This is a genomic window from Jannaschia rubra, from assembly GCF_001403735.1.
Lineage (GTDB): Bacteria > Pseudomonadota > Alphaproteobacteria > Rhodobacterales > Rhodobacteraceae > Jannaschia > Jannaschia rubra.
This window is the reverse complement of sequence record NZ_CXPG01000021.1, coordinates 327,062-353,109: the sequence shown is the minus strand read 5'-3', so window position 1 is coordinate 353,109 and position 26,048 is coordinate 327,062. Positions and strand designations below refer to the sequence as shown.

Annotated in this window: 25 protein-coding genes; 15 read left to right on the top strand and 10 right to left on the bottom strand. The window is 70.0% G+C overall.

Features of this window, described 5'->3' with window-relative positions:
• Nucleotides 1-89 precede the first annotated feature (89 nt).
• The 5 genes from JAN5088_RS15270 (at nucleotide 90) to JAN5088_RS15250 (ending at nucleotide 5,367) form a co-directional block, all read left to right on the top strand.
• Nucleotides 90-1,277 (top strand): ABC transporter substrate-binding protein, encoded by a 1,188-nt coding sequence (locus JAN5088_RS15270; protein ID WP_055683679.1) that lies wholly within the window; start codon nucleotides 90-92, stop codon nucleotides 1,275-1,277.
• Between the two features lie 89 nt (nucleotides 1,278-1,366).
• On the top strand, nucleotides 1,367-2,173 hold the full coding sequence (locus JAN5088_RS15265) for an ABC transporter ATP-binding protein (RefSeq protein WP_055683678.1): 807 nt from the start codon (nucleotides 1,367-1,369) through the stop codon (nucleotides 2,171-2,173).
• Nucleotides 2,170-2,994, top strand: a complete 825-nt coding sequence (locus tag JAN5088_RS15260; RefSeq protein WP_074962528.1) for an ABC transporter ATP-binding protein — start codon at nucleotides 2,170-2,172, stop codon at nucleotides 2,992-2,994. The genes JAN5088_RS15265 and JAN5088_RS15260 overlap by 4 nt, the downstream gene beginning before the upstream one ends.
• 73 nt (nucleotides 2,995-3,067) lie before the next feature.
• Complete coding sequence (locus JAN5088_RS15255) at nucleotides 3,068-4,078, top strand: branched-chain amino acid ABC transporter permease (protein ID WP_055683677.1); 1,011 nt, start codon at nucleotides 3,068-3,070, stop codon at nucleotides 4,076-4,078.
• Between the two features lie 2 nt (nucleotides 4,079-4,080).
• Nucleotides 4,081-5,367 (top strand): branched-chain amino acid ABC transporter permease, encoded by a 1,287-nt coding sequence (locus JAN5088_RS15250; RefSeq protein WP_082430057.1) that lies wholly within the window; start codon nucleotides 4,081-4,083, stop codon nucleotides 5,365-5,367.
• A gap of 3 nt (nucleotides 5,368-5,370) precedes the next feature.
• On the opposite strand, the gene ispG is transcribed toward JAN5088_RS15250, so the two are convergent.
• The 4 genes from ispG to JAN5088_RS15230 all read right to left on the bottom strand — a co-directional run bounded on the left by ispG (nucleotide 5,371) and on the right by JAN5088_RS15230 (nucleotide 9,924).
• Entirely contained in the window at nucleotides 5,371-6,501 is a 1,131-nt protein-coding gene (gene ispG / locus JAN5088_RS15245; RefSeq protein ID WP_055683675.1) for a flavodoxin-dependent (E)-4-hydroxy-3-methylbut-2-enyl-diphosphate synthase, read from the bottom strand.
• A gap of 70 nt (nucleotides 6,502-6,571) precedes the next feature.
• On the bottom strand, nucleotides 6,572-7,885 hold the full coding sequence (locus JAN5088_RS15240) for a helix-turn-helix domain-containing protein (protein WP_055683674.1): 1,314 nt from the start codon (nucleotides 7,883-7,885) through the stop codon (nucleotides 6,572-6,574).
• Nucleotides 7,886-8,023: 138 nt separating this feature from the next.
• Nucleotides 8,024-9,250: a 5-aminolevulinate synthase gene (gene hemA, locus JAN5088_RS15235; RefSeq protein WP_055683673.1), complete on the bottom strand. Its 1,227-nt coding sequence runs from the start codon at nucleotides 9,248-9,250 to the stop codon at nucleotides 8,024-8,026.
• 110 nt (nucleotides 9,251-9,360) lie between these two features.
• Nucleotides 9,361-9,924: a hypothetical protein gene (locus JAN5088_RS15230; protein WP_055683672.1), complete on the bottom strand. Its 564-nt coding sequence runs from the start codon at nucleotides 9,922-9,924 to the stop codon at nucleotides 9,361-9,363.
• Nucleotides 9,925-10,038: 114 nt separating this feature from the next.
• Here JAN5088_RS15230 and JAN5088_RS15225 point away from each other — a divergent pair, with 114 nt between their 5' ends.
• Entirely contained in the window at nucleotides 10,039-11,415 is a 1,377-nt protein-coding gene (locus tag JAN5088_RS15225) for a M20/M25/M40 family metallo-hydrolase (protein WP_055683671.1), read from the top strand.
• A gap of 40 nt (nucleotides 11,416-11,455) precedes the next feature.
• On the opposite strand, the gene JAN5088_RS15220 is transcribed toward JAN5088_RS15225, so the two are convergent.
• Complete coding sequence (locus tag JAN5088_RS15220; protein WP_055683670.1) at nucleotides 11,456-11,788, bottom strand: hypothetical protein; 333 nt, start codon at nucleotides 11,786-11,788, stop codon at nucleotides 11,456-11,458.
• A gap of 264 nt (nucleotides 11,789-12,052) precedes the next feature.
• Nucleotides 12,053-13,309 carry a phosphoribosylamine--glycine ligase gene (gene purD, locus JAN5088_RS15215; protein WP_055683669.1) on the bottom strand — a complete coding sequence of 419 codons (1,257 nt, stop codon included), beginning with the start codon at nucleotides 13,307-13,309 and terminating at the stop codon, nucleotides 12,053-12,055.
• Between the two features lie 97 nt (nucleotides 13,310-13,406).
• On the opposite strand from purD, the gene xseA reads away from it, so the two are divergent.
• Entirely contained in the window at nucleotides 13,407-14,960 is a 1,554-nt protein-coding gene (xseA, locus tag JAN5088_RS15210; RefSeq protein ID WP_055683668.1) for an exodeoxyribonuclease VII large subunit, read from the top strand.
• On the opposite strand, the gene JAN5088_RS15205 is transcribed toward xseA, so the two are convergent.
• Nucleotides 14,942-15,244: a hypothetical protein gene (locus tag JAN5088_RS15205; RefSeq protein WP_055683667.1), complete on the bottom strand. Its 303-nt coding sequence runs from the start codon at nucleotides 15,242-15,244 to the stop codon at nucleotides 14,942-14,944. The genes xseA and JAN5088_RS15205 overlap by 19 nt on opposite strands.
• 262 nt (nucleotides 15,245-15,506) lie before the next feature.
• Here JAN5088_RS15205 and JAN5088_RS18720 point away from each other — a divergent pair, with 262 nt between their 5' ends.
• A complete protein-coding gene (locus JAN5088_RS18720; protein WP_055683666.1) occupies nucleotides 15,507-15,716 on the top strand; it encodes a hypothetical protein in 210 nt (69 codons plus the stop codon).
• A 10-nt stretch (nucleotides 15,717-15,726) separates the two neighbouring features.
• Here the strand turns inward: JAN5088_RS18720 and JAN5088_RS15195 are convergent, their stop codons facing one another.
• Complete coding sequence (locus JAN5088_RS15195; protein ID WP_055683665.1) at nucleotides 15,727-16,131, bottom strand: hypothetical protein; 405 nt, start codon at nucleotides 16,129-16,131, stop codon at nucleotides 15,727-15,729.
• 244 nt (nucleotides 16,132-16,375) lie between these two features.
• On the opposite strand from JAN5088_RS15195, the gene JAN5088_RS15190 reads away from it, so the two are divergent.
• On the top strand, nucleotides 16,376-18,082 hold the full coding sequence (locus JAN5088_RS15190; RefSeq protein ID WP_055683664.1) for an NAD(P)H-dependent oxidoreductase subunit E: 1,707 nt from the start codon (nucleotides 16,376-16,378) through the stop codon (nucleotides 18,080-18,082).
• Here the strand turns inward: JAN5088_RS15190 and JAN5088_RS15185 are convergent.
• Nucleotides 18,070-18,987 (bottom strand): lytic transglycosylase domain-containing protein, encoded by a 918-nt coding sequence (locus JAN5088_RS15185; protein WP_233489808.1) that lies wholly within the window; start codon nucleotides 18,985-18,987, stop codon nucleotides 18,070-18,072. The genes JAN5088_RS15190 and JAN5088_RS15185 overlap by 13 nt on opposite strands.
• Nucleotides 18,988-19,043: 56 nt before the next feature.
• Here JAN5088_RS15185 and ftsY point away from each other — a divergent pair, with 56 nt between their 5' ends.
• From ftsY to JAN5088_RS15165, 4 genes are read left to right on the top strand one after another with little or no spacing between them, the layout of a single operon-like run.
• Nucleotides 19,044-20,147: a signal recognition particle-docking protein FtsY gene (ftsY, locus tag JAN5088_RS15180; RefSeq protein WP_055683662.1), complete on the top strand. Its 1,104-nt coding sequence runs from the start codon at nucleotides 19,044-19,046 to the stop codon at nucleotides 20,145-20,147.
• Complete coding sequence (locus JAN5088_RS15175; protein ID WP_055683661.1) at nucleotides 20,144-20,986, top strand: hypothetical protein; 843 nt, start codon at nucleotides 20,144-20,146, stop codon at nucleotides 20,984-20,986. The genes ftsY and JAN5088_RS15175 overlap by 4 nt, the downstream gene beginning before the upstream one ends.
• Nucleotides 20,987-21,013: 27 nt before the next feature.
• Nucleotides 21,014-21,910, top strand: coding sequence for an EamA family transporter (locus JAN5088_RS15170; protein ID WP_055683660.1), 897 nt, complete (start codon nucleotides 21,014-21,016; stop codon nucleotides 21,908-21,910).
• A 31-nt stretch (nucleotides 21,911-21,941) separates the two neighbouring features.
• Complete coding sequence (locus JAN5088_RS15165; RefSeq protein ID WP_055683659.1) at nucleotides 21,942-22,547, top strand: inner membrane-spanning protein YciB; 606 nt, start codon at nucleotides 21,942-21,944, stop codon at nucleotides 22,545-22,547.
• Here JAN5088_RS15165 and JAN5088_RS15160 read toward each other — a convergent pair.
• Nucleotides 22,544-23,992: a pseudouridine synthase gene (locus JAN5088_RS15160; RefSeq protein ID WP_143114687.1), complete on the bottom strand. Its 1,449-nt coding sequence runs from the start codon at nucleotides 23,990-23,992 to the stop codon at nucleotides 22,544-22,546. The genes JAN5088_RS15165 and JAN5088_RS15160 overlap by 4 nt on opposite strands.
• A 74-nt stretch (nucleotides 23,993-24,066) precedes the next feature.
• Between JAN5088_RS15160 and JAN5088_RS15155 the strand changes: the two genes are divergently transcribed.
• Nucleotides 24,067-24,510 (top strand): nucleoside deaminase, encoded by a 444-nt coding sequence (locus JAN5088_RS15155; RefSeq protein WP_055683658.1) that lies wholly within the window; start codon nucleotides 24,067-24,069, stop codon nucleotides 24,508-24,510.
• Nucleotides 24,511-24,599: 89 nt separating this feature from the next.
• The gene (locus tag JAN5088_RS15150) at nucleotides 24,600-26,048 is read left to right on the top strand and encodes a cytochrome ubiquinol oxidase subunit I (protein ID WP_055683657.1); all 1,449 of its coding nucleotides are present in this window, start codon (nucleotides 24,600-24,602) and stop codon (nucleotides 26,046-26,048) included.

Below are 26,048 nucleotides of genomic sequence, written 5' to 3'. Positions count from 1 at the left end.
GACCGGATCGGCCCTTTTCAACCGCAGAATCCCATCCTAGGGTTTCGTCGGCAAGGGTCCGCGAAGGGCCCGGCAACAGGGAGAAAACCATGAAGAAGTTTGTGCTGGCGTCGGCGGCGACGCTCGTCGCCACGAGTGCGTTCGCCCAGGACGACACCGTCAAGCTCGGCATTATCCTCGGATACACGGGGCCGCTGGAGTCGCTGGCCCCCGGCATGGAGTCGGGCGCGAAACTCGCCATCGCCGAAGTCAACGAATCCGGCGCGCTGTTGGGCGGCACCACGGTCGAGGCGGTGACGGGCGACTCGACCTGTGTGGACGCGGCCGCCGCAACCGCCGCGGCGGAGCGTCTGGTGACGGGCGACGGCGTAGTGGGCATCATGGGGGCGGACTGTTCCGGCGTGACCGGCGCGATCCTGTCGAACGTGGCCGTGCCCAACGGCGTCGTCGTGATCTCGCCCTCGGCCACCAGCCCGGGCCTGACGGCGGCCGAGGACAACGGTCTGTTCTTCCGCACAGCCCCGTCGGACGCGCGGCAGGGCCAGATCATCAGCGACATCCTGATGGAGAAGGGCATCGAGACGGTTGCCGTGACCTATACCAACAACGACTACGGCAAGGGTCTGGCCGACGCGTTCCAGTCGGCCTACGAGGAAGCGGGCGGCACGGTCACGATTTCCGCCGCGCATGAGGACGGCAAGGCCGACTACTCCGCCGAAGTGGGGGCGCTCGCCGCTGCCGGGGGCGACCGTCTGGTCGTCGCGGGCTACGTCGATCAGGGCGGGTCGGGCATCGTGCGCGCGGCGCTCGACTCCGGCGCATTCGACACGTTCCACTTTCCCGACGGCATGATTGCGCAGGCGCTGGTCGACAACTTCGGGTCCGAGATCGACGGATCCTCCGGCGACAACCCGGGCACCGACAGCGAGGGTGCGAAGCTCTATCAGGACATGGCGACCGAGGAAGGCTATGACGGCACCTCGGCTTTCTCGGCGGAATCCTATGACGCGGCGGCGCTGATGATGCTGGCGATGCAGGCGGCGGGTTCGACCGATCCGGCGGCCTGGAAGGAATCGGTTATGGATGTGGCCAATGCGCCGGGCGAGCAGATCCTGCCGGGCGAGTTGGAGAAGGCGCTGCAGATCCTGCAGGAGGGCGGCGACGTCGACTATGTCGGCGCCTCGGCGGTCGAACTGATCGAGCCGGGCGAGTCGGCGGGCAACTACCGCGTCGTGGGCTTCGAGAACGGCGAGATGGTGGTCGAAGGCTACCGCTGATCGCCAGGGAATGACGGACGGCCCCGGACAGACCGGGGCCGTTCCAATGACGGGCACCGGAAAACCGGGTCCGAGACTGGGGAAGACAGATGATCGAGGTCCATGACCTGCATCGCCATTTCGGCGGGTTCCACGCCGTGGATGGCGCCAGCCTGCGGATCGAACCGGGGTCGATCACCGGGCTGATCGGGCCCAATGGCGCGGGAAAGACCACACTTTTCAACGTGATCGCGGGCGTTCTTCCACCGACCTCGGGGCGCGTCACCATGCGGATGGATGGCGACCGGGTCGAGGACATCACGGGCCTGCCGCCGCATGAGCTGTTCCACAAGGGCGTGCTGCGGACGTTCCAGATCGCGCATGAGTTCAGTTCCATGACATGCCGCGAGAACCTGATGATGGTGCCGGGCGACCAGTCGGGCGAGCGGCTCTGGAACACCTGGTTCGGCCGCCGCCGCATCGCGGAGGAGGAGCGTGCCCTGCGCGCCAAGGCGGACGAGGTGCTGGAGTTCCTGACCATCACGCATCTGGCGGACCAGAAGGCCGGGCAGGTATCGGGCGGCCAGAAGAAGCTGCTGGAGCTGGGGCGCACCATGATGGTGGACGCGCGCATCGTGTTCCTGGACGAGGTGGGCGCGGGCGTGAACCGCACCCTGCTCAACACCATCGGTGACGCCATCGTCCGTCTGAACAGGGAGCGCGACTATACCTTCGTCGTGATCGAGCACGACATGGATTTCATCGGCCGGATCAGCGACCATGTCATCTGCATGGCCGAGGGCAAGGTGCTGGCCGAAGGCTCTCTGGCCGAGATCAAGGCGAACGAGCATGTGATCGAGGCCTATCTGGGCACCGGTCTCAAGAACCGGGACCAGCTTGCGGAGGCCGGGGCATGAGCGGCGGGAACGCCTATCAGGACGACCGCGGCAACAAGGACCGGTCGATCACCCGCGCCGGCGGCGGCACCATGGTCCGGGGCAAGGCGCCGGCGGACCGCGTGACGACCGCCAATGCCTTCCTGATCGGGGACAGCATGACCGGCGGCTACGGCAGCGGGCCGGACATCCTGCACGACTGCACCATCGCCGTCGATCCGGGTGAGATCGCGGTGATCGTGGGCCCGAACGGCGCGGGCAAGTCCACCGCCATGAAGGCCATCTTCGGCATGCTGAACCTGAAACGCGGCAGCGTGCGGCTCGACGGCGAGGACATCACCGCCCTGTCGCCACAGGATCGCGTGGTGCGCGGCATGGGCTTCGTGCCGCAGACGTCCAACATCTTCACCTCGCTCACGGTCGAGGAGAACCTTGAGATGGGCGCCTTCATCCGGCGCGACGACTTCCGCGATACGATGGCGCAGATCTACGACCTGTTCCCCATCCTGAAGGACAAGCGCCGGCAGCCGGCGGGCGAATTGTCCGGCGGCCAGCGCCAGCAGGTCGCCGTGGGGCGCGCGTTGATGACGAAACCCAAGGTGCTGATGCTGGACGAGCCGACGGCGGGTGTGTCGCCCATCGTCATGGACGAGCTGTTCGACCGCATCATCGAGGTGTCGCGGACGGGCATCCCCATCTTGATGGTGGAACAGAACGCCCGTCAGGCGCTGGAGATCGCGGATCGGGGATATGTGCTGGTGCAGGGGGCGAACGCCCATACCGGCACGGGAAAGGAACTGCTGGCGGACGACGAGGTCCGGCGGTCGTTCCTGGGGGGATGAGGATGTCTGAAGTGACGATTGCTATCCCGGCGGCGCCCGCATTCGACCGCGGCGCGGGCCGGAGGGCTGCCTGATGGAACCCCTCGACGCCCTCGTCGCCTTCGCCAATTTCGTCCTGGTGCCCGGCGCGGCTTATGGCGCGCAGCTTGCGCTCGGCGCGCTCGGGGTGACGCTGATCTACGGGATCCTGCGGTTCTCCAACTTCGCCCATGGCGACACGATGGCCTTCGGGACCATGGCGGTGATCCTGACGACCTGGGGGCTCCAGTCGGCGGGCATCGGCTTCGGCCCCTTGCCCACGGCGCTGCTGGCGTTGCCGGTCGGGATCGCGGCCTGCGCCGTGCTGGTCCTGTTGACGGACCGGGCGGTCTATCGGTTCTACCGCGCCAAGAAGGCCGCGCCGGTGATCTTCGTCATCGCGTCGCTGGGCGTGATGTTCGTCTACAACGGGCTGGTGCGGTTCATCATCGGGGTGGACGACCAGTCGTTCGCAGACGGCGAACGGTTCCTGATTTCGGCCCGTGACTTCAAGGAGATGACGGGGCTGGAGGAGGGGCTGGCGATCAAGACGACGCAGGGCATCACCGTCGTGGTCGCCGTCATCGTCGTCGTCGTCCTGTTCTGGTTCCTGAACAGGACGCGGACGGGCAAGTCGATGCGTGCCTATTCCGACAACGAGGATCTGGCCCTTCTGTCGGGGATCAACCCCGAACGGGTCGTCGTCTATACTTGGCTGATCGTGGCGGCGCTGGCGACCATCGCGGGCACGCTCTACGGCCTCGACAAATCGTTCAAGCCCTTCACCTATTTCCAGCTTCTGCTGCCCATTTTCGCCGCGGCCATCGTCGGCGGGCTGGGCAGTCCGCTGGGCGCCATCGCGGGCGGCTTCGTCATCGCCTTTGCCGAGGTGACGATCACCTATCCGCTCAAGAAGGTGCTCGGATACCTCATGCCGGAGGCGCTGGAGCCTGACGGTCTCGTCCAGCTTCTGTCCACCGACTACAAGTTCGCGGTCAGCTTCGTCATCCTGATCATCGTGCTTCTGTTCCGGCCCACGGGCCTGTTCGCGGGGAAATCGGTATGAACATGCGTGCGATCCTGCTGTTTGCCTTCGTGGCGCTTCTGTTCATCGGCACGGGCTTCGTCCAGTCGTGGAACGTGGCGCTGACCATCTTCAACATGGGCCTGATCAGCGCGATCATGGCCTTGGGCGTGAACATGCAGTGGGGCTATGCCGGCCTGTTCAACGTGGGCGTCATGGGGTTCGTGGCCCTGGGCGGGCTGGCGACGGTTCTGGTTGCCTCCGTGCCAAACACCGAGGCGCTTTCGGCCGGAGGGCTGCGCATCGCGGCCGCGCTGGCCTTGGGCGGGGCCACCATTCTGGCCGCCATCCTCGCCTGGACTCGGCTGCGGCGCTATCGCGGCTGGGTGGTCGCGGCGATCCTGTTCGCGGGGTTCTTCCTGTTCCGCGCGGTCCTCGACCCCGGCGTCGCGGCGGTCGAGGCGGTGAACCCCGCGCGCGCCGGCAACATCGGCGGGCTGGGCCTGCCCGTGCTGCTGGCCTGGCCCGTGGGCGGGTTGCTCGCGGCGGGAGCGGCCTGGATCATCGGCAAGACGGCCCTCGGGCTGCGATCGGACTACCTGGCCATCGCCACGCTCGGCATCGCGGAGATCATCATTGCCGTCCTCAAGAACGAGGACTGGATGGCGCGCGGCGTCAAGAACGTGATCGGCCTGCCGCGCCCCGTGCCCTACGAGGTGGACCTGCAGGCCTCCCCCGCGTTCCGCGAGGTCGTGACGGAGTTCGGGATGGACCCGGTGACGGGCTCCACAATCGCGGTGAAGCTGGCCTATGCGGGGCTGTTCGGCGTGGTCCTGCTCGTCCTGATCTGGCTGACCCAGGCGGCGCTGGCCTCGCCCTGGGGACGGATGATGCGCGCCATCCGCGACAACGAGGTCGCGGCGGAGGCGATGGGCAAGGACGTCACGCGGCGGCACTTGCAGATCTTCATCCTGGGCAGCGCGGTCGTCGGCATGGCGGGCGCGATGATGACGACGCTCGACGGGCAGCTGACGCCGGGCACCTATCAGCCGCTGCGTTATACCTTCCTGATCTGGGTCATGGTCATCGTGGGCGGGTCGGGCAACAACTGGGGCGCCGTTCTGGGCGGCTTCCTCGTCTGGTGGCTCTGGGTGCAGGTGGAGCCTTTGGGCGCGCTCCTGATGCAGGGGATCACGGCGGGCATGGCGGACGGAAGCTGGCTCAAGGCCCATCTGCAGGACGCGGCGGCGCACATGCGGCTTTTGACGATGGGGCTGGTGCTGCTTCTGGTGCTGCGATTCTCGCCGCGCGGCCTGCTGCCCGAGAAATAGGGGCTATTCCGCCGCCTGAACGGTCTCGGCCTCGATGGCGGCGGCGCGCTTCTCGACCTGTTCGACGATGTGGTCGACCATCTGGTCGTTCGACAGCTTGTGCGACTGCTTGCCCGCCAGATAGACCATGCCCGACCCGCTGCCGCCGCCGGTGAAGCCCACGTCGGTCATCAGCGCCTCGCCCGGGCCGTTCACCACGCAGCCGATGATCGACAGGCTCATGGGCGTCTTGATGTGTTCGAGGCGCTTTTCCAGCTTCTCCACCGTCTTGATGACGTCGAACCCCTGCCGCGCGCAGGAGGGGCAGCTGATGATGTTCACGCCCCGGTGGCGCAGGCCGAGCGACTTGAGAATCTCGTAGCCGACCTTCACCTCCTCGACCGGGTCGGCCGAAAGACTGACGCGGATCGTGTCGCCGATGCCCGACCAAAGCAGGTTGCCCAGCCCGATGGCCGACTTGATCGTGCCGCTGACCAGCCCGCCCGCTTCGGTGATCCCCAGGTGGATCGGCGCATCCGTCGCTTCGGCCAGGCCCTGATAGGCGGCGGCGGCCATGAAGACATCGCTGGCCTTGCAGCTGATCTTGAACTCGTGGAAGTCGTTGTCCTGCAGGATGCGAATATGGTCGAGGCCGCTTTCGATCATCGCGTCGGGGCAGGGCTCGCCGTATTTCTCCAAGAGATGCCGCTCCAGCGATCCGGCGTTCACCCCGATGCGGATGGAGCAGCCGTAGTCGCGTGCGGCGGCAATCACCTCGCGCACGCGGTCGGCCGATCCGATGTTGCCCGGGTTGATCCGCAGGCAGGCGGCGCCCGCCTCGGCCGCCTCGATCCCGCGGCGATAGTGGAAATGGATGTCGGCCACGATGGGCACCGGCGACTCGGCCACGATCTCGCGCAGCGCGCGCGACGACGCCTCGTCGGGGACCGAGATGCGCACGATGTCCGCGCCCGCATCGGCAGCGGCCTGAACCTGCGCGATGGTCCCCGCCACGTCGGTCGTCAGCGTGTTGGTCATCGTCTGCACCGTGATCGGCGCGTCGCCCCCCACGGGGACGTTGCCGACCATGATCTGCCGCGACTTGCGCCGGTCGATCTGCCGCCAGGGGCGGATGGAATGAAGCGACTGGGACATGGAAACCTCCGGCACGGCGATTGCGGCAGAGGTAGTCCCGGCGGGGCAGGGGCGCAACCGCCCAGGCCGCTTATTCGGCGGGCGGGGTCTCGGCCGCGGTCTCGGGCGCGGGTTCCGACGCGGTCAGTTCGGCCACCACGCGGGCGAGGTCGCTGTCGTCCTCCAGGTCGGCGAGGGCATAGTTCTCGCGCACGGCCTCCGCCGTCAGGGCCACGTTGGACACGACCTGCGCACCGGGTGCCAGCGGGCCGTAGGTCTCGCCCGCGACGGACATGTAGACCGCGCCGGAGTTGCCCGCGCGCAGGGTGGCGGGGGCTTCGGCGAGAGGCACCTCATAGGTTTCGCCCGGCTCCAGGATCTTCTCGAACAGCGTCGCGCCCTCGGCGGAGCGTACGCGGACCCAAGCCGCGCGGACGGCCACGAGGACGACGGCATCCGGCGCCTGCGCCAGCACGCGGGGCGTGGCGGGGGTTTCGGCTTCTTCGGGATCCATGCCCATGGCCTCCGCCAAGGCGGCGTTGACCGAGGCGTTGATGACGCTGGTGTCTGTTGCGACCGGCGAGGGCGTTGCGGGTTCGGCGGAAGCGAACGCTCCCACGGTGCCCGGCAGGATCGTGGCGATGGGCGCGTCGCGCGCGGTCAGGATCGGCGCGTCGAGCGCCTGCGGACGGTAAAGCCGCGCCAGCGCATCCCGCGCCGGGGCGTCAACGCCCGTCTCGTCCGGTGCCGCGCGCTCCGCGTCCGCGGGCGCCAGCGGGTCGAGTTCCGCGATCAGGTCGGGCGCCTGCTCCACCGGTGCCACCTGCACCCGCTGGATTTCCTTGACCACGGTCCAGCCGCCATACCCCAGGCCGCCGATCAGCACCATCAGGACGGCGAGGGAGCCGAGGGCCCCCGGCTCGAACCCGGCGAAGACGGGGCGGGACTTGTTGGCGAAGGGGTTGCCTGCCCCCATCAGCGGATCGGTCGGGCTCGGCTTGATCTTGCGAGCCGGGGCCTTGGTGGCGATCGAAGGCTTCAGGGCGAAGACGGCGGCACGCCGCGACGCCTCCGACTCCATGGGCTTCAGGGCGGAAAAGCCGCCGAAGCCCGTCTCCTCGCAGAAGCGGGCGAAGGTGGTTTCAGGGTCGAGGTCGAGATAGCGGGCATAGCTGCGGACGTAGCCGGCCACGAAGGAGAGCGAATCGAACGCGGAGAGGTCGGCGTTCTCGATCGCGGCGATGTAGCTGGCCTTGATGCGAAGCTCTCGCTGGACGTCGAGCAGAGACTTGCCGAGCGTGGCGCGTTCGCCCCGCATCTCGTCGCCGAGGCGCATTTCGAAACTGTCGTATCCGCGCGACGGATTATCGACGGTGGAGAGAAACTTGCTCTTCCGGCCAAACATGATGGGCCTGCCCCGTAAATTGTGGACGCGCCTCGTTTTCGTGCGCGTTTCCGCTTGTGATGAAGGCGTCGACTCCGCTCCGACAGCCTGCTGCTGGCCCTAACTTAGCAGCATATGCTGCACAATGCACGAGAATGCTCAGCCAACCGCCTGCGCGCGATTCAGCGCACAATGCGACCACAGGTCGTCCATCGCGCGGATCAGCCCGTCGATCATGCGCGGCGTGTGGACGGGCGAGGGGGTGAACCGCAGACGCTCCGTCCCCCGCGGGACAGTGGGAAAATTGATCGGCTGGACGTAGACGCCGTGGTCGGTCAGCAGCCGGTCCGAGATCATCTTGCACTTGACCGGATCGCCCACGTGGACGGGCACGATGTGGCTGCCGTGGTCGATGATCGGAAGGCCCAGCCCGCGCAGCCGCAGTTTCAGCACCGCCGCGCGTTCCTGATGCAGGTCGCGCAGCGCCTGGTCGCGCTTCAGGTGCGCCACCGAGGCCGCCGCCCCCGCCGCGACCGAAGGCGTGAGCGAGGTGGTGAAGATGAAACCCGGCGCATAGGACCGCACCGCGTCGCACATTCTGGCCGAGGCGGCGATGTAGCCGCCCATCACGCCGTAGGCCTTGGCCAGCGTGCCGTTGATGATGTCGATGCGGTGCATCAGCCGGTCGCGTTCCGCCACGCCCGCGCCGCGGGGGCCGTACATGCCCACGGCGTGCACCTCGTCGATATAGGTCAGCGCGCCAAATTCGTCGGCCAGGTCACAGATCTCGCCGATGCGGCCGAAGTCGCCGTCCATGGAATAGACCGATTCGAAGACGATCACCTTGGGCGCCGAGGGGTCGTCGGCGGCCAGCAGTTCGCGCAGGTGGTCCACGTCGTTGTGGCGGAAGATGCGCTTTTCGCCCCCGTTTCGACGCACCCCCTCGATGATCGAGGCGTGGTTGAGCGCGTCGGAATAGATGATGAGGCCCGGAAACAGCCGGGGCAGGGTCGACAGCGTGGCGTCGTTCGCGATGTAGGCGGAGGTGAAGACCAGCGCCGCCTCCTTGCCGTGAAGGTCGGACAGCTCCGCCTCAAGCGCCTTGTGATAGACCGTGGTGCCGCTGATGTTGCGCGTGCCGCCCGACCCCGCGCCCGTTGCGTCGAGCGCGTCGTGCATCGCGGCGATCACGTCGGGGTGCTGCCCCATCCCCAGATAGTCGTTGCCGCACCAGACCGTGATCTCGCTCTCGGTCCCGTCGGGGCGGGTCCAGACGGCATGGGGGAAGTGGCCGCGGCGGCGTTCGATGTCGATGAAGGTCCGATACCGGCCTTCGTCGTGAAGCGCCTTGAGCGCCGAATCCAAGCCTGCCGCGTAATCCGTCATGTCGTCTCTTTCGTTCGCCGCCTATGTCGTCGCGGATCTTTCGTTCGCAATGTTCATCGCACCTAACCACCCATGCGACTTTGATCCAGATCACAGATTGTCGCGCAATCCTATCGTCCGACCGCCGTTTTGCAATCGCCGGCCCCCTTCGCCGCGCAGGCTGCGACAGCGGCCTGCGCCCCGTCGCCCAGGGCCCAGGCCCCGGTGGAGGGGCTGATGGCCAGCGCCGCGTTCGTGCCGGCGCGTCCGAAATCGCGCCCCGCCACCGTGCGCGACGCGTCCTGGCTCAGCGTCAGGGGGCGGCCGTCCTGGTATCCCCGCGGCCGGACCTCGGCCACCACGACGCAGCCTTGCCCGCAGGCGCGCAGGGCGGCGGCGCGGGCTTCCTCGACGGAGTGGAAGTTGAAGGCGCCGCGTGTCGATTCCGATTGCAGCCCTTCGGCCGGGTTCGCGGCCATGGCGCCGTAATACTTCAGCTGCGCGACCTTCGGCATCTCGCGCAGCGTGGCGAGGTCGGCCTCCGACAGGAACGGCTGGCGCACGATCAGAAGTTGCGCGTTGCGGGTCGCAAACAGCATCCGCTTGGCACTGGCCTGGTCGGGCACGCCCTGGGCTGCGGCGGGGAGCGGTGCGGTCAGGGCGAGCGTCAGGGAAAGGAGGGTCGCGCGGATCATCGGGGCCTCGTGTCATGCGGATCGCCCACTTCCTAGCGCGGTCGGCGCGGACTGGACACCCCCCGCCGGGCGGCGCACCAATGGCCGGACCGTTCCCGTCTGCCGGAGGCCCCGATGTCCGACCCCATCCCCGCGATCCTCGACCGCATCGACGATGACCAGCCCCGCGCGCTGGACCGGCTGATGGAGCTGCTCCGCATTCCCTCCATCTCGACCGACCCGGACCATGCCGACGATTGCGATACAGCCGCCGACTGGCTGGTGGCGGAACTGACGCATCTGGGGTTCCGCGCGACCAAGCGCGACACGCCGGGTCATCCCATGGTGGTGGCGCACGGCGGCGAGGGCGACCGGCACGTCCTGTTCTACGGCCACTACGACGTGCAGCCGGTGGACCCCCTGTCCGAATGGAACCGCAAACCCTTCGATCCGGCCATCGAATCGACGCAACGGGGCAAGGTGATCCGGGCGCGGGGCGCGTCGGACGACAAGGGCCAGTTGATGACCTTCCTGGAGGCCTGCCGCGCCTGGAAGGCCGAGACCGGCAAGCTGCCGCTGCGGATCACTGTCCTGTTCGAGGGCGAGGAGGAATCGGGCTCGCCCTCCCTCGTGCCCTTCCTGTGCGCCAACCGCGAGGAACTGTCCGCCGAGATCGCGCTGATCTGCGACACGGGCCTCTACGACGACAAGGTGCCCGCCATCGTCACCAGCCTGCGCGGCCTGCTGGCGGAGGAGGTCACGATCACCGGCCCCGACCGCGACCTTCACTCCGGCATGTACGGCGGCCCCGCGATGAACCCCGCCCGCGTCCTGACGCGCATCCTGGGCGGCCTGCACGACGACGCGGGCCGGGTTCAGGTGCCCGGTTTCTACGACGGCGTGGGCGAGCCGCCGGCGGAGGTGGCCGAGGGGTGGACGGCGCTCGGTTTCTCGACCGAGGCGTTCCTAGGTGAAGTGGGCCTGAGCCATGCGGCAGGCGAGCGGGGGCGGTCGGGGCTGGAGATGCTCTGGTCGCGCCCCACGGCCGAGATCAACGGGCTGACCTCGGGATACACCGGCCGCGGGTTCAAGACCGTGCTGCCGTCGACCGCGCGGGCCAAGGTCAGCTTCCGTCTCGTCGGCGGGCAGGACCCGGACCGCCTGCGCGCCGCCTTCCGCGACTGGGTGATCGCGCAGATGCCGCCCGACTGCCACGTCACCTTCGACGGCCATGGCGGCGCTGCGGCCTCGGCCATGTCCACGGGCGATCCGGTCTTCTCCCTGGTGCGCCGGGCGTTGAGCGAGGAATGGGGGAGGGAGGCGGCTTTCGTCGGCGGCGCCGGGTCCATCCCGATCGCGGGATATTTCCAGCAGGAACTCGGGATGGAATCGGTGCTCACCGGCTTCGCCCGCGACGACGACCAGATCCATTCGCCCAACGAGAAATACGACGTCGAGAGCTTCCGCAAGGGCATCCGAAGCTGGGCCCGCATCCTGGGCGCGCTGGCCTGAGCGTGGCGGACCGGCGCCCGAAGGCGCCGGCCCCGGTGGGTCACTCGTCTTCGGCCTGCGCCGCACGGATGCGGGCGAAGATGTCGGCGCCGTGGGCAGGCGCACCCGCGACCGAGGTTGTGCCGTTCAGCCCGCGATGGCCGTTCGCCGTATCCGCGTCGCGGTTGAAATGGTCCTGCACGGCCAGCGTCCGTGCGGCACGGGTCGAGGCCATGGCGGCGGAGGCGTCCACCGCGACGGGGGTGATCCGGTCTCCCTGGCTGTCGGCATCCATGTTGAAATGCGCGATGGCGGCGGCGGGTCCGGTGGCGATCCCGGCGGTGGCGGGCAGGGTGCCGAGGGCGAGAAGGGCAGCGGCGAGAAACGTCTTCATGGGGTGATCCTTCGTGTGCAGGGGCCGGAATGGCCCCGGGGGTGTCGGAGACGCCGCACCGACCCGAGGGACCTGCGGCGATGTCATGACGATGCGCCCCCGGACCGCTCACCTGCAAAGAACGTTCATGTGAGAAATGGCGGATCATGGTGCGCCCACGCACAGCGTTCGCGTCGTGGTGCACCGCCCTCACGCCGCCATCATCGAGCCGTCACGGAAGCATGATCGCTGGCCGCCGGGCCGACACGATCCCGCGCGTGGCGGTCAGAGCGCGCGCCACCCGATGTCGCGGCGGCAGAACCCCCCGGGCCAGTCGATGCCGTCCACCATCGCATAGGCCCCGTCGCGTGCGGCGGCGAGCGTATCGGCCCGCGCGGCGACACCCAGCACCCGCCCGCCGTCGGCCACCACCACGCCGTCCGTCCGCGCCGTCCCTGCGTGGAACACCATATGCCCGCTGTCGCGCGGAAGGGATTCGAGCCCCCGGATCGCCGTCCCCCGCCGGGCGGCGCCGGGATAGCCTTCGGCCGCCAGCACGACGCAGATCGCATGGTCGTCGGCCCAGTTCACCCGCGCCTCCGCCAGCCGTCCTTCGGCGCAGGCCAGCATCAGGTCGAGCGCCTGCCCCCCCAGCCGCATCATCAGGCACTGGCACTCCGGGTCGCCGAAGCGAACGTTGTATTCCACCAGCGACGGCACGCCCCCCTCGATCATCAGCCCCACGAACAGGACGCCGCGAAAGGGCGTGCCGCGCCGGACCATCTCGGCCATGGTCGGGCGGACGATCTCCTCCAGCGCGCGCCGCTCGACCTGCGGCGTCATGACGGGGGCGGGGGAATAGGCGCCCATGCCTCCGGTGTTGGGGCCGGTGTCGCCTTCGCCCAGGCGCTTGTGATCCTGCGCGGTGCCGATGGGCAGGATCGTGTCGCCGTCCACGAGGCAGAAGAACGATGCCTCCTCGCCGTGCAGGAACTCCTCGATCACCACTTCGGCGCGGCCGTGCATCCCGCCGAAGATATCGTCCAGCGCCGCCTCCGCCTCGGCCAGGGTGGCGGCGACGGTGACGCCCTTGCCCGCGGCCAGACCGTCGGCCTTGACCACGATGGGCAGGGGACGGTCTGCCATCCAGCGGCGCGCCGCGCCTGCGTCGTCGAACCGGCCCCAGGCGGCGGTGGGCGCACCCACGGCGTCGCAGATCTCCTTGGTGAAGGCCTTGGAGGCCTCCAGCCGCGCGGCGGCGGCGGAGGGGCCGAAGACCGCGACCCCGGCGGCGATCAGGGCGTCGGTGACGCCCGCGGCCAGCGGCGCCTCCGGCCCGACGATGACGAAGTCGATGCTCTCCTCGTCGGCGAAGGCCGCGACGGCGGCCCCGTCCAGAATGTCGAGCGCCGCACATTCCGCGATATCCGCGATGCCCGCGTTGCCGGGTGCCACGATCAGGCGGTCGCACTTAGGGTTCTGAAGGACGGCCCAGGCCATCGCATGTTCGCGGCCGCCGGACCCCAGGATCAGAATGTTCATCGCGCCCTCCCTTGCCTCGGGCGCGGTCTAGGGGGGCTGCGGGCGGGGCACAAGCCGCACTGGCGGTCGCGGGGCGGGGGCTGCTAGAGGAGGAACCATGGACGATCTGATCGACGACAGCGGCCCGGCGCGCGGGCGCAACGAAGGCGAATACACCGTCTCGGAAATCTCGGGCGCGGTGAAGCGCACGCTGGAGGATGCCTTCGGCCGCATCCGCGTGAAGGGCGAGATCGGGCGCATCTTCCGCGCGCGGTCGGGGCACCTCTACTACGATATCAAGGACGACCGGAACGTGCTGGCCTGCACGACGTGGAAAGGCCAGGTCTCCCAGCTTTCCGTCGCGCCGGAGGAGGGGATGGAGGTCGTCGTCACCGGCAAGCTGTCGGCCTTCGGCGCGCAGTCCAAGTACAACCTCAACGTCGAGGCGATGGAGGTGGCGGGCGCGGGCGCGCTGATGGCGATGCTGGAAAAGCGCCGCGTGGCCCTTGCCGCCGAGGGGGTGTTCGACCCGTCGCGCAAGCGGCCGCTGCCGTTCCTGCCCGAGGTGATCGGCGTCGTCACCTCGCCCCAGGGGGCGGTGATCCGCGACATCCTGCACCGCTTGCGTGACCGCTTTCCCCGCCACGTCCTGATTTGGCCCGTCGCCGTGCAGGGCCGCGCCAGCGCGCCCGAGGTGGCGAACGCGATCCGTGGCTTCAATGCCCTGCCGCCGGGCGGGGCCATCCCGCGGCCCGACCTTCTGATCGTGGCGCGGGGCGGGGGGTCGATCGAGGACCTCTGGGGCTTCAACGAGGAAATCGTCGTCCGCGCCGCCGCCGAAAGCGCGATCCCGCTGATTTCCGCGGTGGGGCACGAGACGGACACCACGCTGATCGACCACGCCTCCGACCGGCGCGCGCCCACGCCCACGGCGGCGGCGGAAATGGCGGTGCCGGTGCGGCTGGACCTGCTGGCGCATGTCGACGGGCTGGGCGCGCGGCAGGCGCGGGCTGCGCGCGGCATCGTGGCCGCACGGGGCCAGCGGTTGACCGACCTGTCGCGGGGCCTGCCGCGCGCCGATGCGCTGCTGGCCGGGGCGCGGCAACGGCTGGACCTCGCGTCCGACCGCCTGCCCGCGACGCTGCGCGCGCGGACGGCGCGGGCGCGGGTGATCCTGTCGCGGCTGGAGGGGCGGATCGTTCCCGCGGCCCTGACCGCGCGGCTGGCGGACCGGCGGCGGCGCCTCGCGGAGCTCGGCACACGTCTCGACACCGCGCTGCCCCGCGCCACGCGGCAGAAGCGCGCGCGGCTGGATCTCGTGCACCTGCGTCCCGCGCCGCTCATGCGGCTGATGCGGCAGGACGGGGAGCGGCTGGCGGGCTTGGCCGACCGCCTCGTCACCGGCGCGCGAGGGCGGCACGACCGGGCTCGCGACCGGCTGGCCGCGCTTGACCGGCTGCGGCTATCGCTGGGGTATGAGCGCACGCTCGACCGGGGGTTCGCCGTCATCCGCGACGGCGACCGCGTCCTGACCGACAGCGCGGCCGTCCGCGCCGCGCGCATCGTCACGATCCAGTTCGCGGGGGGCGACACCGTCGACGCCGCCGCAGGGCAGACCCCGCCTCGCGGCAAGCCGAAGCCGCCCGCACCCGATCAGGGCAGCCTGTTCTGACGGCCGCGGCGGACTGGCCGTCCCTCGCTCCGCAGGCCGATCTGGCCCGGCGGCTGTTCGGGCGGCAGGGGTCCGGGCTTCTGACCGACTGGTTCGACCGTCAGGTCGCGCGCATCGCGGACCCCGGTTTCGCGCGCCTGTTCTCCGACCACATCGACCTGCCGGGGATCGCGCCCGGAGACTACGACCACCGTCTCGTGGCCTCCGCCAGCGGGCGGATGATCGGCGGCATACGCTTCTATGGCCAAGACGTCGCGCGCCCCTTCGTCGAGGTGATCGCCCACGATTTCACGGATTGGCGGGCGCTAGGGGATTGCGTCGCGTCCGAATGGGCCGCCTTCGCCCCGCTTCACCTGCGGAGCCTGGTCGCGCCCGATGCAACGCTTCCAGCCACGGCCTTCGTGGACATGAGCATCCACCTCGCCCGCTACCGCGACATGGCCCCGCCGGACGGTCGCGTGTCGCTCGCGCCGCTGGACGATGCCGGGACGGCGGTCGAGATGGTGGCGGCACGATTTGCGGATCTCGCCGAAACGGACCCGGCGCTTGCGCGGAACGTATCTGCCGCCCGGCCAAGGGTTCGGGGCCTCGGCCCAACGCGCTTGGGCCGCGTGGCGGGACATCGACCCCGACCGCCTGCTGGTCGGAACGATCCACCGGCTGAACGTCGCCTCGGCGCGCACGGCGGCGCGGGCAGGACGTCGGCGGGTGCTGGACCATGCGTTCCTGCCCCTGGGTCGGCGGGCACCGTCCTGACCCGCGCCCGTCAGACCCCCAGATCGGGCAGCGGACAGTCGAGGGCGTCGTTGCCCACGTTGCGCGTGACCAGGTCGTCGGCCGCCTCGTCGCCGTCGAGCCGGGCACGGAAGGCGCCGTCGTCGGCTTCGAGGAAATCCCAACACTGCGGCGTGGGGTCGCTGTCGTAGACGAAGCAGATCTGGCCCCGCGTGTTCGCGAACCAGATGCCGCGCTGGCATTCGCCGTCCTCGAAGGACCAGATGACGCGCTTGTCTTCGAAATACTGCTCCGCGCCATAGGCTTCGCCGTGGCGGTCGAAATGCAGGGTCCGGCCGGTCACCATCGCGTCGAACTCGTCGGGGGTGACGATGCGTTCGGCGAGGGCAGGCGTCGCGGCGAGCGACAGGACGAGGGCGAGGATGGGGCGCATCATGGGTCTCCGGGATCTTTCGGCGCACAGTCGCGTCCGGCGCCCGCCGTGTCCATCCCCGACGCGGCGGCGCGCAGGTTCGTGACCGGAACGCACAGGTGCCCCCGTGACGGACAGCGGCCCGCGCAGGGTCCGGGGGTTGCCGCGGGGTGGCACACATCGCAAACTCCCCGCGCGGGGTCGCAATCGCGCCATCGGCCGGGGGCTGCCCGGCCTAGGGTGCGGGGCATGTCCAAGGGGGTCTCGGATGCTGGACGACGGAAAGAAGGCGGGTGTCTGGAAATCGGGCCGGGGCAAGGGCCGCGGGACGCCGAAGGGCCGGCAATACGACGACGACGCGCTGGCGGACGTCCGCGCGCTGCTGGGCGACCTGCCGCGCGACCGCGACATGCTGATCGAGTTCCTGCACCTGATCCAGGACGCCCACGGCCACCAGTCCGCCGCGCACCTGCGGGCCCTGGCGCATGAAATGCGCCTGTCGATGGCCGAGGTCTGGGAGGTGGCGACCTTCTATGCCCACTTCGACCCCCTGCGCGAAGACGACCCGGTGCCGCCCGACCTGACGATCCGCGTCTGCGACTCGCTGTCTTGCGAACTGGCGGGGTCGGAGGCGCTGCTCGCCGCCTTGCAGGCCGGGCACGACCCGGCGCGGGTCCGTGTTCTGCGCGCCCCCTGCATGGGCCGCTGCGACACCGCGCCGGTCGTCGAGATCGGGCACCGGCACGTCGACCACGCCACGCCGGAAGCCGTGCAGGCGACCATCGACGCGGGCGACTTCCACCCCGTGATCCCCGACTACGAAGACCTGGCGGCCTGCCGTGCAGGCGGCGGATACGACGTGCTGACCCGGCTGCGCGCAGGCGGCGACTGGGAGGAGGTGCAGCAGGTCGTGTCCGACAGCGGTCTGCGCGGCCTTGGCGGCGCGGGGTTCCCGGCCGGAAAGAAATGGGGCTTCGTGCGGGGCTATCCCGGCCCGCGCCTGATGGCCGTCAACGGCGACGAGGGCGAGCCAGGTACCTTCAAGGACCGCTTCCACCTGGAACGCCAGCCGCATCTGTTCCTCGAGGGCATGCTGATTTCCGCCTGGGCGGTCGCGGCGGAGCGCATCTACATCTACATGCGCGACGAATATCCCGCGGTGCTGGAAATCCTGCGGCGGGAGATCGCGGCGCTGGAGGCGGCGGAGCTGATCCGGCCGGGCGACGTCATCCTGCGGCGGGGGGCCGGCGCCTACATCTGTGGCGAGGAATCCGCGATGATCGAGTCGATCGAGGGCAAGCGCGGCCTGCCGCGTCACCGCCCGCCCTATGTGGCACAGGTCGGCCTGTTCGGGCGCCCGACGCTCGTCCACAACATCGAGACCTGCCACTGGGTCGCCCGCGTCCTGCGCGAGGGGCCGGAAATCCTGTCGGCGGTCGAACGCAACGGGCGCCGGGGGCTGCGATCCTATTCTGTCTCGGGGCGGGTGGCGCGGCCGGGGGTGCATCTGCTGCCCGCCGGATCGACCATCGCCGACATCATCGAGGCGGCGGGCGGCATGGCGCCGGGCCACGTCTTCAAGGCCTATCAGCCCGGCGGCCCGTCGTCGGGCCTTCTGCCCGCGTCGATGTCGGACGTGCCGCTCGACTTCGACACGCTGCAACCCCACGGCTCCTTCATCGGCTCGGCCGCCGTCGTCGTCCTGTCGGAGGCCGACAGCGCGCGGGATGCGGCGCTCAACATGCTGCGTTTCTTCGAGAGCGAGAGCTGCGGTCAATGCACCCCCTGCCGCGTCGGTTGCGAGAAGGCGGTCAAGCTGATGCAGGCCGACGCCTGGGATGCGCCGCTGCTGGAGGAGCTGGGGAGGGCCATGGTCGACGCGTCGATCTGCGGTCTGGGGCAGGCGGCGCCGAACCCGATCCGCGCGGTCATCAAGCATTTCCCGGAGGAGGTGTCGGGCGATCAGTTGCGATAGGCCCGGCAGACGCAGCCGGCGTCCGATATGGCGCGGCAGAGCTGCACGGCCTCGTCCCGCGACTGGGCGCCGATGCGCGCGGCGATGATCGGCGGGCGGCCCGGCCCCCGCCGGCTCAGCGGCACCAGTTCGAGCCGCGCGACGGGCGCTGCCGCGCGGCAGGCGTCGGACAGGCGGCCGTGCGCCGCGCGGGCGCCGTCAAGGTCGCGGCCGAAGCCCACCTGCACCCCCCAGGGCGACAGGGGTGGCGCGGGGTCCACCATGGGCGAGAAGCGCCGGTCCCGCGCCATCGCCTCGCAGGCGGGGCGGAAGGGGGTGTCGCCGTCCAGCGCGAAGTCGTGGCTTTCGGGCGGGTCGTCGCGCCAGGTCTCCGCGCTCCGCCCGGTGATGATGCGGACGTAGTCCACCGTCTCGCGCGCCAGGCCGCCGGTCCTGGCGATGAATCCCTCGGCGCGCCTCTCGCCGCCGTTGTAGCCCACGGCGGCCAGCCCGACGTTCCCGTATCGCGCGGTCAGTTCGGCCAGGTAGGCGGCGGACTTTTCGATCGCCTCCGCCGGGTTGAACGGGTTGCGCAGGCCGCGCAGGCGGGCGGTGCCGTCGATGAACTGCGCGATGCCGCGGGCGCGCATGGGGCTGACCGCGTTGGGGTCGAACCGGCTTTCCTGCCATAGAAGCCGGGCGAAGAAGGCGGGGGGCAGGTCGTGGCGAAGGGCCTCCGCCTCGATCTGCGCGCAGACATCGGTCACGAAACGCGCCGCGCGGATGCAGTGGCGCGGGCCGTCCGCGCCCTCCGAACAGGCGATGGGCGGCGGCGGGTCGGCGCGCAGCGGCGCGGCCAGAAGGAGCATCAGGAGGACGAGGCGCAGCATCCGCCGGACGGTCGGGCCATGACGCCGGGCTGTCAACCGGACTTTCCCCCGTGCCCCCACCATATTAGGTGGGGGCCGAAGGGGGTGACGCCATGTCGTTTTTCAGCAAGCTCAAGGATCGCCTGACGCGGTCGTCGTCCAAGCTGGAGCAGGGGCTGGACGCCATCGTCGAGGAGGGGGTCGAGGATGCGCCCGCCGAGCCGGAGATCCCGCCCGCGCCCGAACCGCCCGCGCCTGAGCCTGAGCCGCAGGCGCCCCCGGCGCCACGGCCCGAACCGACGCCTGAGCCCGAGCCTGCACCCGCGCCCCGCGCCGGCCTGCTCGACCGCATCATGGGCCGCCCCGCCCCCGACACCGCCCCGCGCCGCGTGCTCGACGACGAGATGCTGGAGCAGCTGGAGGAGTTGCTCATCGCCTCCGACATGGGCGTCGACACCGCGCAGCGCGTCGCCGCCAACATGGCCGAAGGACGCATGGGCCGCCGCCTGTCCACCCCCGAGATCAAGCGCATCATGGCCACCGAGATCGCCCGCATCATGGAACCGGTCGCCCGCCCCATGCCGCTGACGCCGCAGCGGCCGCAGGTCGTGCTGGTCGTGGGCGTCAACGGATCGGGCAAGACCACCACCATCGGCAAGCTGGCCAGCCAGTTCCGCGCCGCTGGCAAATCGGTCGTGATCGCCGCGGGCGACACCTTCCGTGCCGCCGCGGTCGAGCAGTTGCAGGTCTGGGGCGACCGCGCGGGCGTGCCCGTCATGGTCGCGCCGCAGGGATCGGACCCGGCCTCGCTCGCCTTCGACGCGATCACGCGGGCCGAGGCCGAGGGCGCGGATCTTCTGCTGATCGATACCGCCGGGCGCCTTTCGAACCGCGCCGACTTGATGGAGGAATTGGCGAAGATCGTCCGCGTCATCCGCAAGAAGGACCCGACCGCGCCGCACAACACCCTGCTCGTGCTGGACGCGACCACCGGCCAGAACGCGCTGACGCAGGTGGAGGTGTTCCAGAAGCTGTCGGACGTCTCGGGCCTCGTGATGACCAAGCTTGACGGGACGGCCAAGGGGGGCGTTCTGGTGGCGCTGGCCGACCGCTTCGGCCTGCCCATTCATGCCATCGGCGTGGGCGAGCAGATCGACGACCTCGATGCCTTCGATCCGGAGGAATTCGCAGCGGCGCTGGTCGGGCTCGACGCATGAGGTGGCTGGCCCTCGTCGCGGTGCTGACCGCGCTGCCGGCCGGGGCCGCGACGCGCGCCGACTGCCGCGCCCTGCTGGAGCGGATGGAGGACGCCACCGCCGGGCAGGTGTCGTCGGTCGCCGGGGCCTGCCGGTTCCGCAACGTGACGCTGGGGCTGGGCGCCGACCGCTGGACGGCGCGGACGGTCACGCTCTCGGGTGACATCTCGGCCCTGCCCGACGCGCTGCCCGACCGCCTGACCGGCGGAGCGGAGAGCCTGGCCCCCGCACCCGAGGGCGTCGCCCGCCCCCGTCTCATTCGCCGGGCACCTGACAGGCCGGGGCTTGCGGTGGCCTTCGACCTTCAGGCCGACAACGGCAGCGTGCGTATCAACTCGCTCAGCCTGCGCGCGGGCGATGCGGCGCAGTTGCAGTTCAGCGCGCGCCTGACCGGCGTGCCCCAGACGCTGCCCTTCGTGCCCGCGGCGGCGATGGGGCTGCGGCTCGACCGGCTCGACGCGACGGTCGACATGGACGGCACGCATGAGGATTTCGGGCGGATGCTTCTTTGGGGCGGGCCGCAGACCGTCGGCGACCGGCTCACGCGCCTGCGGACGGAGGCGACCCGCTGGCTGGCGGAGCAGGAGAGCGGCGATCAGGCGCAGAACCTTGCCGCCGCGCGGGCCTTCACCGCCACCCTGCCGCGCCCGCGCGGGGTGCTGAACCTCCGCGTGGGGGGCAACGGCATCTCGGCGGTGCAGGTGGGCAGCCTCGCCTCCGGCCTCGCATCCGCCGATTTCGTCGCGCGGCTGGCGCGGTCGGCGGACCTGCACCTGAGCTGGACGCCCGATGCCCCCTGACCGGAGGGCCGTGCGCCGCACCGCCGTATGATCGACTGGATCGCCGCGGTCGAGGGGACGGCGCGGGGCCACACCCTCGCGCTCTGGCTGGCGCTGCTGGCCGCGTTCCTGCACGCGCTCTTCGGCGCGTTGCAGAAGGGCGCGCGCTTCGACCCCTGGACCTCGCGCACGATCATGGACGTGGCCATCTTCTGCATCGCCACGCCGGTCGCGCTGTTCGTGGTGCCCTGGCCGCCGGCCGACCTGTGGTGGGTGCTGGCCGGCGCCGCCGCGATCCAGTTCACCTACAAGGCCTTGCAAGGCGCGACCTACCAAAGGGGCGCCTATACGGTCGTCTATCCGGTGGTGCGCGGCACGGGGCCGCTGTTCACCGTGCTGGGCGCGGGCGTCATCTTCGGCGAGCATTTCGGCCCGGTGCAATGGCTGGGCGTCGGCATCCTGCTGGCCGGGTTGTTCGGTCTCTCGGCCTACAACATGGCCCGCGTCCGCGTCGGCCGCGACAGCCTGGGGCCGGCACTGGCGCTGGCGGTGGCGACGGGCATGATGGTCGCGGTCTACACGACATGGAACGCTTTCGGCATCCGCTCGGTGCCCGATCCGTTCACCTTTCTCGCCTGGTTCTTCATGCTGACGTCATGGGACTTTCCGCTGATCGCCGCGCTGCGCGGCAAGTGGCGCCGGCCGGACCCCGCGATGGTGCGGCTGGCCGTCGCCGGCGCGCTGGTCGCCTTCGGCTCCTTCGGGTCGATCATGATGGCCACGCGGCTCGATTCCGTGGGCGAGGCGGCGATCCTGCGCGAAACCTCCACCGTCTTCGCCGCGCTTATCGGCTGGGTCGTCCTGAAGGAGCCGGTCGGCCCCCGCCGCCTGATCCTGATGTCGCTCATCGCACTGGGCGCGGTGGTGGTGGAGTTCGGCGGCTGAAGCGCCTATGTCGGCCGAAAGGAGATGCCCGATGACCGCACGCCCCACCCCCGGATGGCTGAAACCCGCGCTGGAGCTTGGGCCGGTCGCCCTGTTCTTCGCCGGATACCTCTGGCTGCGGGACGATACCTTCCTGATCGGCGGGCGCGAATACGACGGCTTCATCGTCGTCACCGCCCTGTTCATCCCGCTGATCCTGGCATCAACCGCCGCGCTCTGGTGGCTGACGGGCAAGCTCAGCCAGATGCAGATCGTGACGGCGGTGCTGGTCACCGTCTTCGGCGGCCTGTCGGTCTGGCTGAACGACGAGCGGTTCTTCAAGATGAAGCCCACGCTGATCTACCTGCTGTTCGCGGCGGTGTTCTTCTTCGGCCTGTGGCGGGGGCGCAGCTACCTTCAGCTGGTGCTTTCGGAGGCGATGCCGCTGACCCATGCCGGATGGCTGCTGCTGACGAAGCGCATGGCCTGGTTCTTTGTCGGGCTGGCCGTGGCGAACGAGGTCATCTGGCGCACCATGTCGACCGACGCCTGGGTCAACTTCAAGACCTTCGGCCTGCCCATCGCGATGTTCGCCTTCTTCATCGCGCAGGCGGGGCTGATGAAGACTCACGCCACCGCGCCGGAGGGCGAGGATTAATCCTTGCCGCCCTCCTCGGGCTTCTTCATCCGCTTGGTCGAGGGTGCCTTCTTCGGCTTGACGACCCCGCGCCCGCGCTGCCCGCCCTTTCGCAGGCTGACCGATGTGTCGGCGCGCAGGCGGGCGGTCCGCTCGCCCTTCGTCTCCTTGGGGCGCTCGGCAGGCTTGGCGCCGCGGGGGGCATCGCTGCGGGCCTTGTCGCCGGGGCCGCGCGGCTTCTCTCCGTCGCGTCGGGGCTTGCCGCTCTCGAACTTCGGCTTGTCGCCGTCGCGCCGGGGCTTGCCGTCACCGAAGCGCGGCTTCTCTCCGTCGCGGCGAGGTTTGCCGCCATCGGGCCTTGGCTTGTCGCCCTCGCGCCGGGGTCTGCCTTCGCCGTCCTTCGCGGGCCGGGCACCGCGGGCGGGCCGCGATCCGTCGCCGTCGTTGCGCGTCACGGGCGGCTTTGTCGTCCGCGGGCGGTCGGGTCGGGCGGCGCGGTCGGACCGGGCCTCCGCCGCATCCTCGGTGCGCGCGCGGGCCGGGCCGCGCGGGCGGCCGCCCTTTTTGTCCCAGGCAGGCTTGCCGCGCCCCTTGTCCACCAGCCGGTCGCCCTCGCTGCGCGGCGCGCGGGGCTTGACGCCCTTGCCCGGGGCCTTCGGCTTCCTGTCGTCCTCGTCGGCCATCGGCCCACCTTTCCGGCTCTCGGCCAGTTCTCCGTCGAATGTGTCGCCCAGCTGATCGCGCAGGATGCGGGGTTTCACCTCCTCGACCTCTCCGGCCGCAAGCGTGCCCAACTGGAACGGGCCATAGCTTACCCGGATCAGCCGGTTCACATACATGTCCACCGCCGCGAACGCCCGGCGGATCTCGCGGTTCCGCCCCTCGCGCAGGCCCAGCGTCAGCCAGGCGTTCGCACCCTGCTGCCGGTCGAGCGTCACCTGCATCGGCGCGAAGGTCTCCGGCCCGTCGTCGCCCTCGACCGTGATCCCCGCGCGCAGCCGGTCCAGCGCCGCCTCGTCGGGCGTGCCGTTCACCCGCGCACGATACCGCCGCAGCCAGCCGGTCGTCGGCAGCTCAAGCTGGCGCTTCAACTCGCCGTCGTTGGTCAGGAGCAGCAGCCCCTCGGAGTTGAGGTCGAGCCGCCCCACCGACAGCACCCGCCCCAGGTCGGCGGGCAGGGCGTCGAACACCGTCTCGCGCCCCTTTTCGTCGCGCGCCGTCGTCACCAGCCCCGCGGGCTTGTGATAGAGCCAGAGGCGCGCGCCATCGGGGCGGGGCAGGGGCTTGCCATCCACGGTCACGCGGTCGCCGGGCAGGACGTTCGTCGCCACGTTCGATACGGTCCGGCCGTTCACCGTCACGCGCAACTCCTGCACCAGGACTTCGGCATCCCGGCGCGATGCCACGCCCGCGCGGGCAATCACCTTGGCGATGCGGTCGCCGTCTCTGCTGGTTTCATCGGACATGGGGTTCGCTTAGCGCCAATGCGTCGCGGGGGGAAGCGGCTTGCCAAGGCGCGGGCGAACGGGCCAAAGGGGGCATGTTCCGGTCGTTCATGCCCGATGCCCTGACGCAGGCCCGCGCCGCCGCCGCACGCGGCGAGGTTCCGGTGGGCGCCGTGGTCACGCGGGCCGGGCGCATCGTGGCGCAGGCCGGCAACCGCACGCGCGAATTGCGCGACCCGACCGCACATGCCGAGATGCTGGCCATCCGCGCCGCCTGCGACGTGCTCGGGCAGGAACGGCTGAGCGGTTGCGACCTCTGGGTGACGCTGGAGCCTTGCGCCATGTGCGCGCAGGCGATCGCGCACGCCCGGCTCGACCGGCTGTATTTCGGCGCGGCCGATCCGAAATCGGGCGGTGTGCTGCAGGGCGCGCGCGTCTTCGCCCACCCCCAGACCCACCACCGGCCCGAGGTTCACGACGGCATCGACGCCCCTGCCTGCGCGGCCCTGCTGGCCGGGTTCTTCGCCGCGCGGCGGTGATGCCGCACCTGCGACACGGCGCCACAATTCGTTGTTCGGGCTCGTCATGGGGCCTAGATCGGGGATGCGACAGCACATCGAGGTATGGCATGCTCGGCTCATTCGACGCGGTCCTTCTGGCGCGCATCCAGTTCGCCTTCACGGTCTCGTTCCACTTCCTGTTTCCCGCCTTCACCATCGGGTTGGCCAGCTATCTGGCGGTGCTGAACGCGCTGTGGCTCAAGACGCGGGACCACAAGTATCTCGACCTGTTCCGCTACTGGGTGAAGATCTTCGCGCTGGCCTTCGCCATGGGCGTCGTGTCGGGCATCGTCATGTCGTATCAGTTCGGCACCAACTGGTCGGTCTTTTCCGACAAGGCGGGTCCGGTCATCGGCGCGCCGATGGCCTATGAGGTGCTTTCGGCCTTCTTCCTCGAGGCCGGGTTCCTCGGCATCATGCTGTTCGGGCGCGAGAAGGTCGGCGACGCGCTGCACATGGCGGCCTGCGCGGCCGTGGCGCTCGGCACGTTCTTCTCGGCGTTCTGGATCATTTCGGTCAACAGCTGGATGCATACCCCCGCGGGGTTCGAGATCGACGCCGCCACGGGTCAGTTCCTGCCCACCGATTTCTGGCAGGTCATCTTCAACCCGTCCTTCCCCTATCGTCTGGCGCATACCGTCACGGCGGCCTATCTGACGACGGCCTTCATCGTCGGCGGCGTCGCCGCCTTCCACCTGCTCCGCCGCCGCCGCCGGGGCGAGGAGACGAGCCCCGCCACCCGCACCATGTTCTCGATGGCGATGTGGATGGCCGCGATCTTCGCGCCGGTCCAGATCGGGCTCGGCGACGCGCACGGCCTGAACACGCTGGAATACCAGCCGCAGAAAGTCATGGCGATGGAGGGGCATTACGAAAGCCATGAAGGCGGCGCGCCGCTCTACCTGTTCGGCATCCCGAATGACGAGACGCAGACGCTGGACTACGCATTCGGCATCCCCAAGCTGTCGTCGCTGATCCTCAAGCACGACCTGAACGCGCCGCTCGCCGGCCTCGACACGATCCCCGACGAGGATCAGCCCCCCGTCGCCATCGTGTTCTGGTCGTTCCGCATCATGGTGGCCCTCGGCTTCGCGATGCTGGGCATCGGGCTCTGGTCGCTCTGGGCACGGTGGCGCGGACGGCTGTACGACACGCCGTGGCTGCACCGCGCGGCGCTCGTCATGGCGCCGTCGGGCCTGATCGCCGTGATCGCGGGCTGGATCACGACCGAGGTGGGCCGCCAGCCCTTCACCGTCTACAACATGCTGCGGACGGTCGACAGCGTGGCGCCCCTGGCCGCGCCTGCGGTGGGGGCGTCGCTGGTGGCCTTCATCGTGATCTATTTCGCGGTCTTCGGCGCAGGCACCTTCTACATCCTGCGGCTGATGTCGCGGCCGCCGGTCTTCGACGAACCCCGCCTGGGCGACAGTGCCAAGGGACCGATCCGCACGGCGGGCATCACCCCCGCCCCGCAGGAGGCCCGCCGCCATCCCGCCGCCATGAAACCGGGAGAGTGA

Bases quoted from the DNA above. Each gene is read 5' to 3' on its own strand.
- JAN5088_RS15270 (WP_055683679.1), top strand. From the start codon at position 90: ATGAAGAAGTTTGTGCTGGCGTCGGCGGCGACGCTCGTCGCCACGAGT.
- JAN5088_RS15265 (WP_055683678.1), top strand. From the start codon at position 1,367: ATGATCGAGGTCCATGACCTGCATCGCCATTTCGGCGGGTTCCACGCC.
- JAN5088_RS15260 (WP_074962528.1), top strand. From the start codon at position 2,170: ATGAGCGGCGGGAACGCCTATCAGGACGACCGCGGCAACAAGGACCGG.
- JAN5088_RS15255 (WP_055683677.1), top strand. From the start codon at position 3,068: ATGGAACCCCTCGACGCCCTCGTCGCCTTCGCCAATTTCGTCCTGGTG.
- JAN5088_RS15250 (WP_082430057.1), top strand. From the start codon at position 4,081: ATGCGTGCGATCCTGCTGTTTGCCTTCGTGGCGCTTCTGTTCATCGGC.
- ispG (WP_055683675.1), bottom strand. From the start codon at position 6,501: ATGTCCCAGTCGCTTCATTCCATCCGCCCCTGGCGGCAGATCGACCGG.
- JAN5088_RS15240 (WP_055683674.1), bottom strand. From the start codon at position 7,885: ATGTTTGGCCGGAAGAGCAAGTTTCTCTCCACCGTCGATAATCCGTCG.
- hemA (WP_055683673.1), bottom strand. From the start codon at position 9,250: ATGACGGATTACGCGGCAGGCTTGGATTCGGCGCTCAAGGCGCTTCAC.
- JAN5088_RS15230 (WP_055683672.1), bottom strand. From the start codon at position 9,924: ATGATCCGCGCGACCCTCCTTTCCCTGACGCTCGCCCTGACCGCACCG.
- JAN5088_RS15225 (WP_055683671.1), top strand. From the start codon at position 10,039: ATGTCCGACCCCATCCCCGCGATCCTCGACCGCATCGACGATGACCAG.
- JAN5088_RS15220 (WP_055683670.1), bottom strand. From the start codon at position 11,788: ATGAAGACGTTTCTCGCCGCTGCCCTTCTCGCCCTCGGCACCCTGCCC.
- purD (WP_055683669.1), bottom strand. From the start codon at position 13,309: ATGAACATTCTGATCCTGGGGTCCGGCGGCCGCGAACATGCGATGGCC.
- xseA (WP_055683668.1), top strand. From the start codon at position 13,407: ATGGACGATCTGATCGACGACAGCGGCCCGGCGCGCGGGCGCAACGAA.
- JAN5088_RS15195 (WP_055683665.1), bottom strand. From the start codon at position 16,131: ATGATGCGCCCCATCCTCGCCCTCGTCCTGTCGCTCGCCGCGACGCCT.
- JAN5088_RS15190 (WP_055683664.1), top strand. From the start codon at position 16,376: ATGCTGGACGACGGAAAGAAGGCGGGTGTCTGGAAATCGGGCCGGGGC.
- ftsY (WP_055683662.1), top strand. From the start codon at position 19,044: ATGTCGTTTTTCAGCAAGCTCAAGGATCGCCTGACGCGGTCGTCGTCC.
- JAN5088_RS15175 (WP_055683661.1), top strand. From the start codon at position 20,144: ATGAGGTGGCTGGCCCTCGTCGCGGTGCTGACCGCGCTGCCGGCCGGG.
- JAN5088_RS15170 (WP_055683660.1), top strand. From the start codon at position 21,014: ATGATCGACTGGATCGCCGCGGTCGAGGGGACGGCGCGGGGCCACACC.
- JAN5088_RS15165 (WP_055683659.1), top strand. From the start codon at position 21,942: ATGACCGCACGCCCCACCCCCGGATGGCTGAAACCCGCGCTGGAGCTT.
- JAN5088_RS15160 (WP_143114687.1), bottom strand. From the start codon at position 23,992: ATGTCCGATGAAACCAGCAGAGACGGCGACCGCATCGCCAAGGTGATT.
- JAN5088_RS15155 (WP_055683658.1), top strand. From the start codon at position 24,067: ATGTTCCGGTCGTTCATGCCCGATGCCCTGACGCAGGCCCGCGCCGCC.
- JAN5088_RS15150 (WP_055683657.1), top strand. From the start codon at position 24,600: ATGCTCGGCTCATTCGACGCGGTCCTTCTGGCGCGCATCCAGTTCGCC.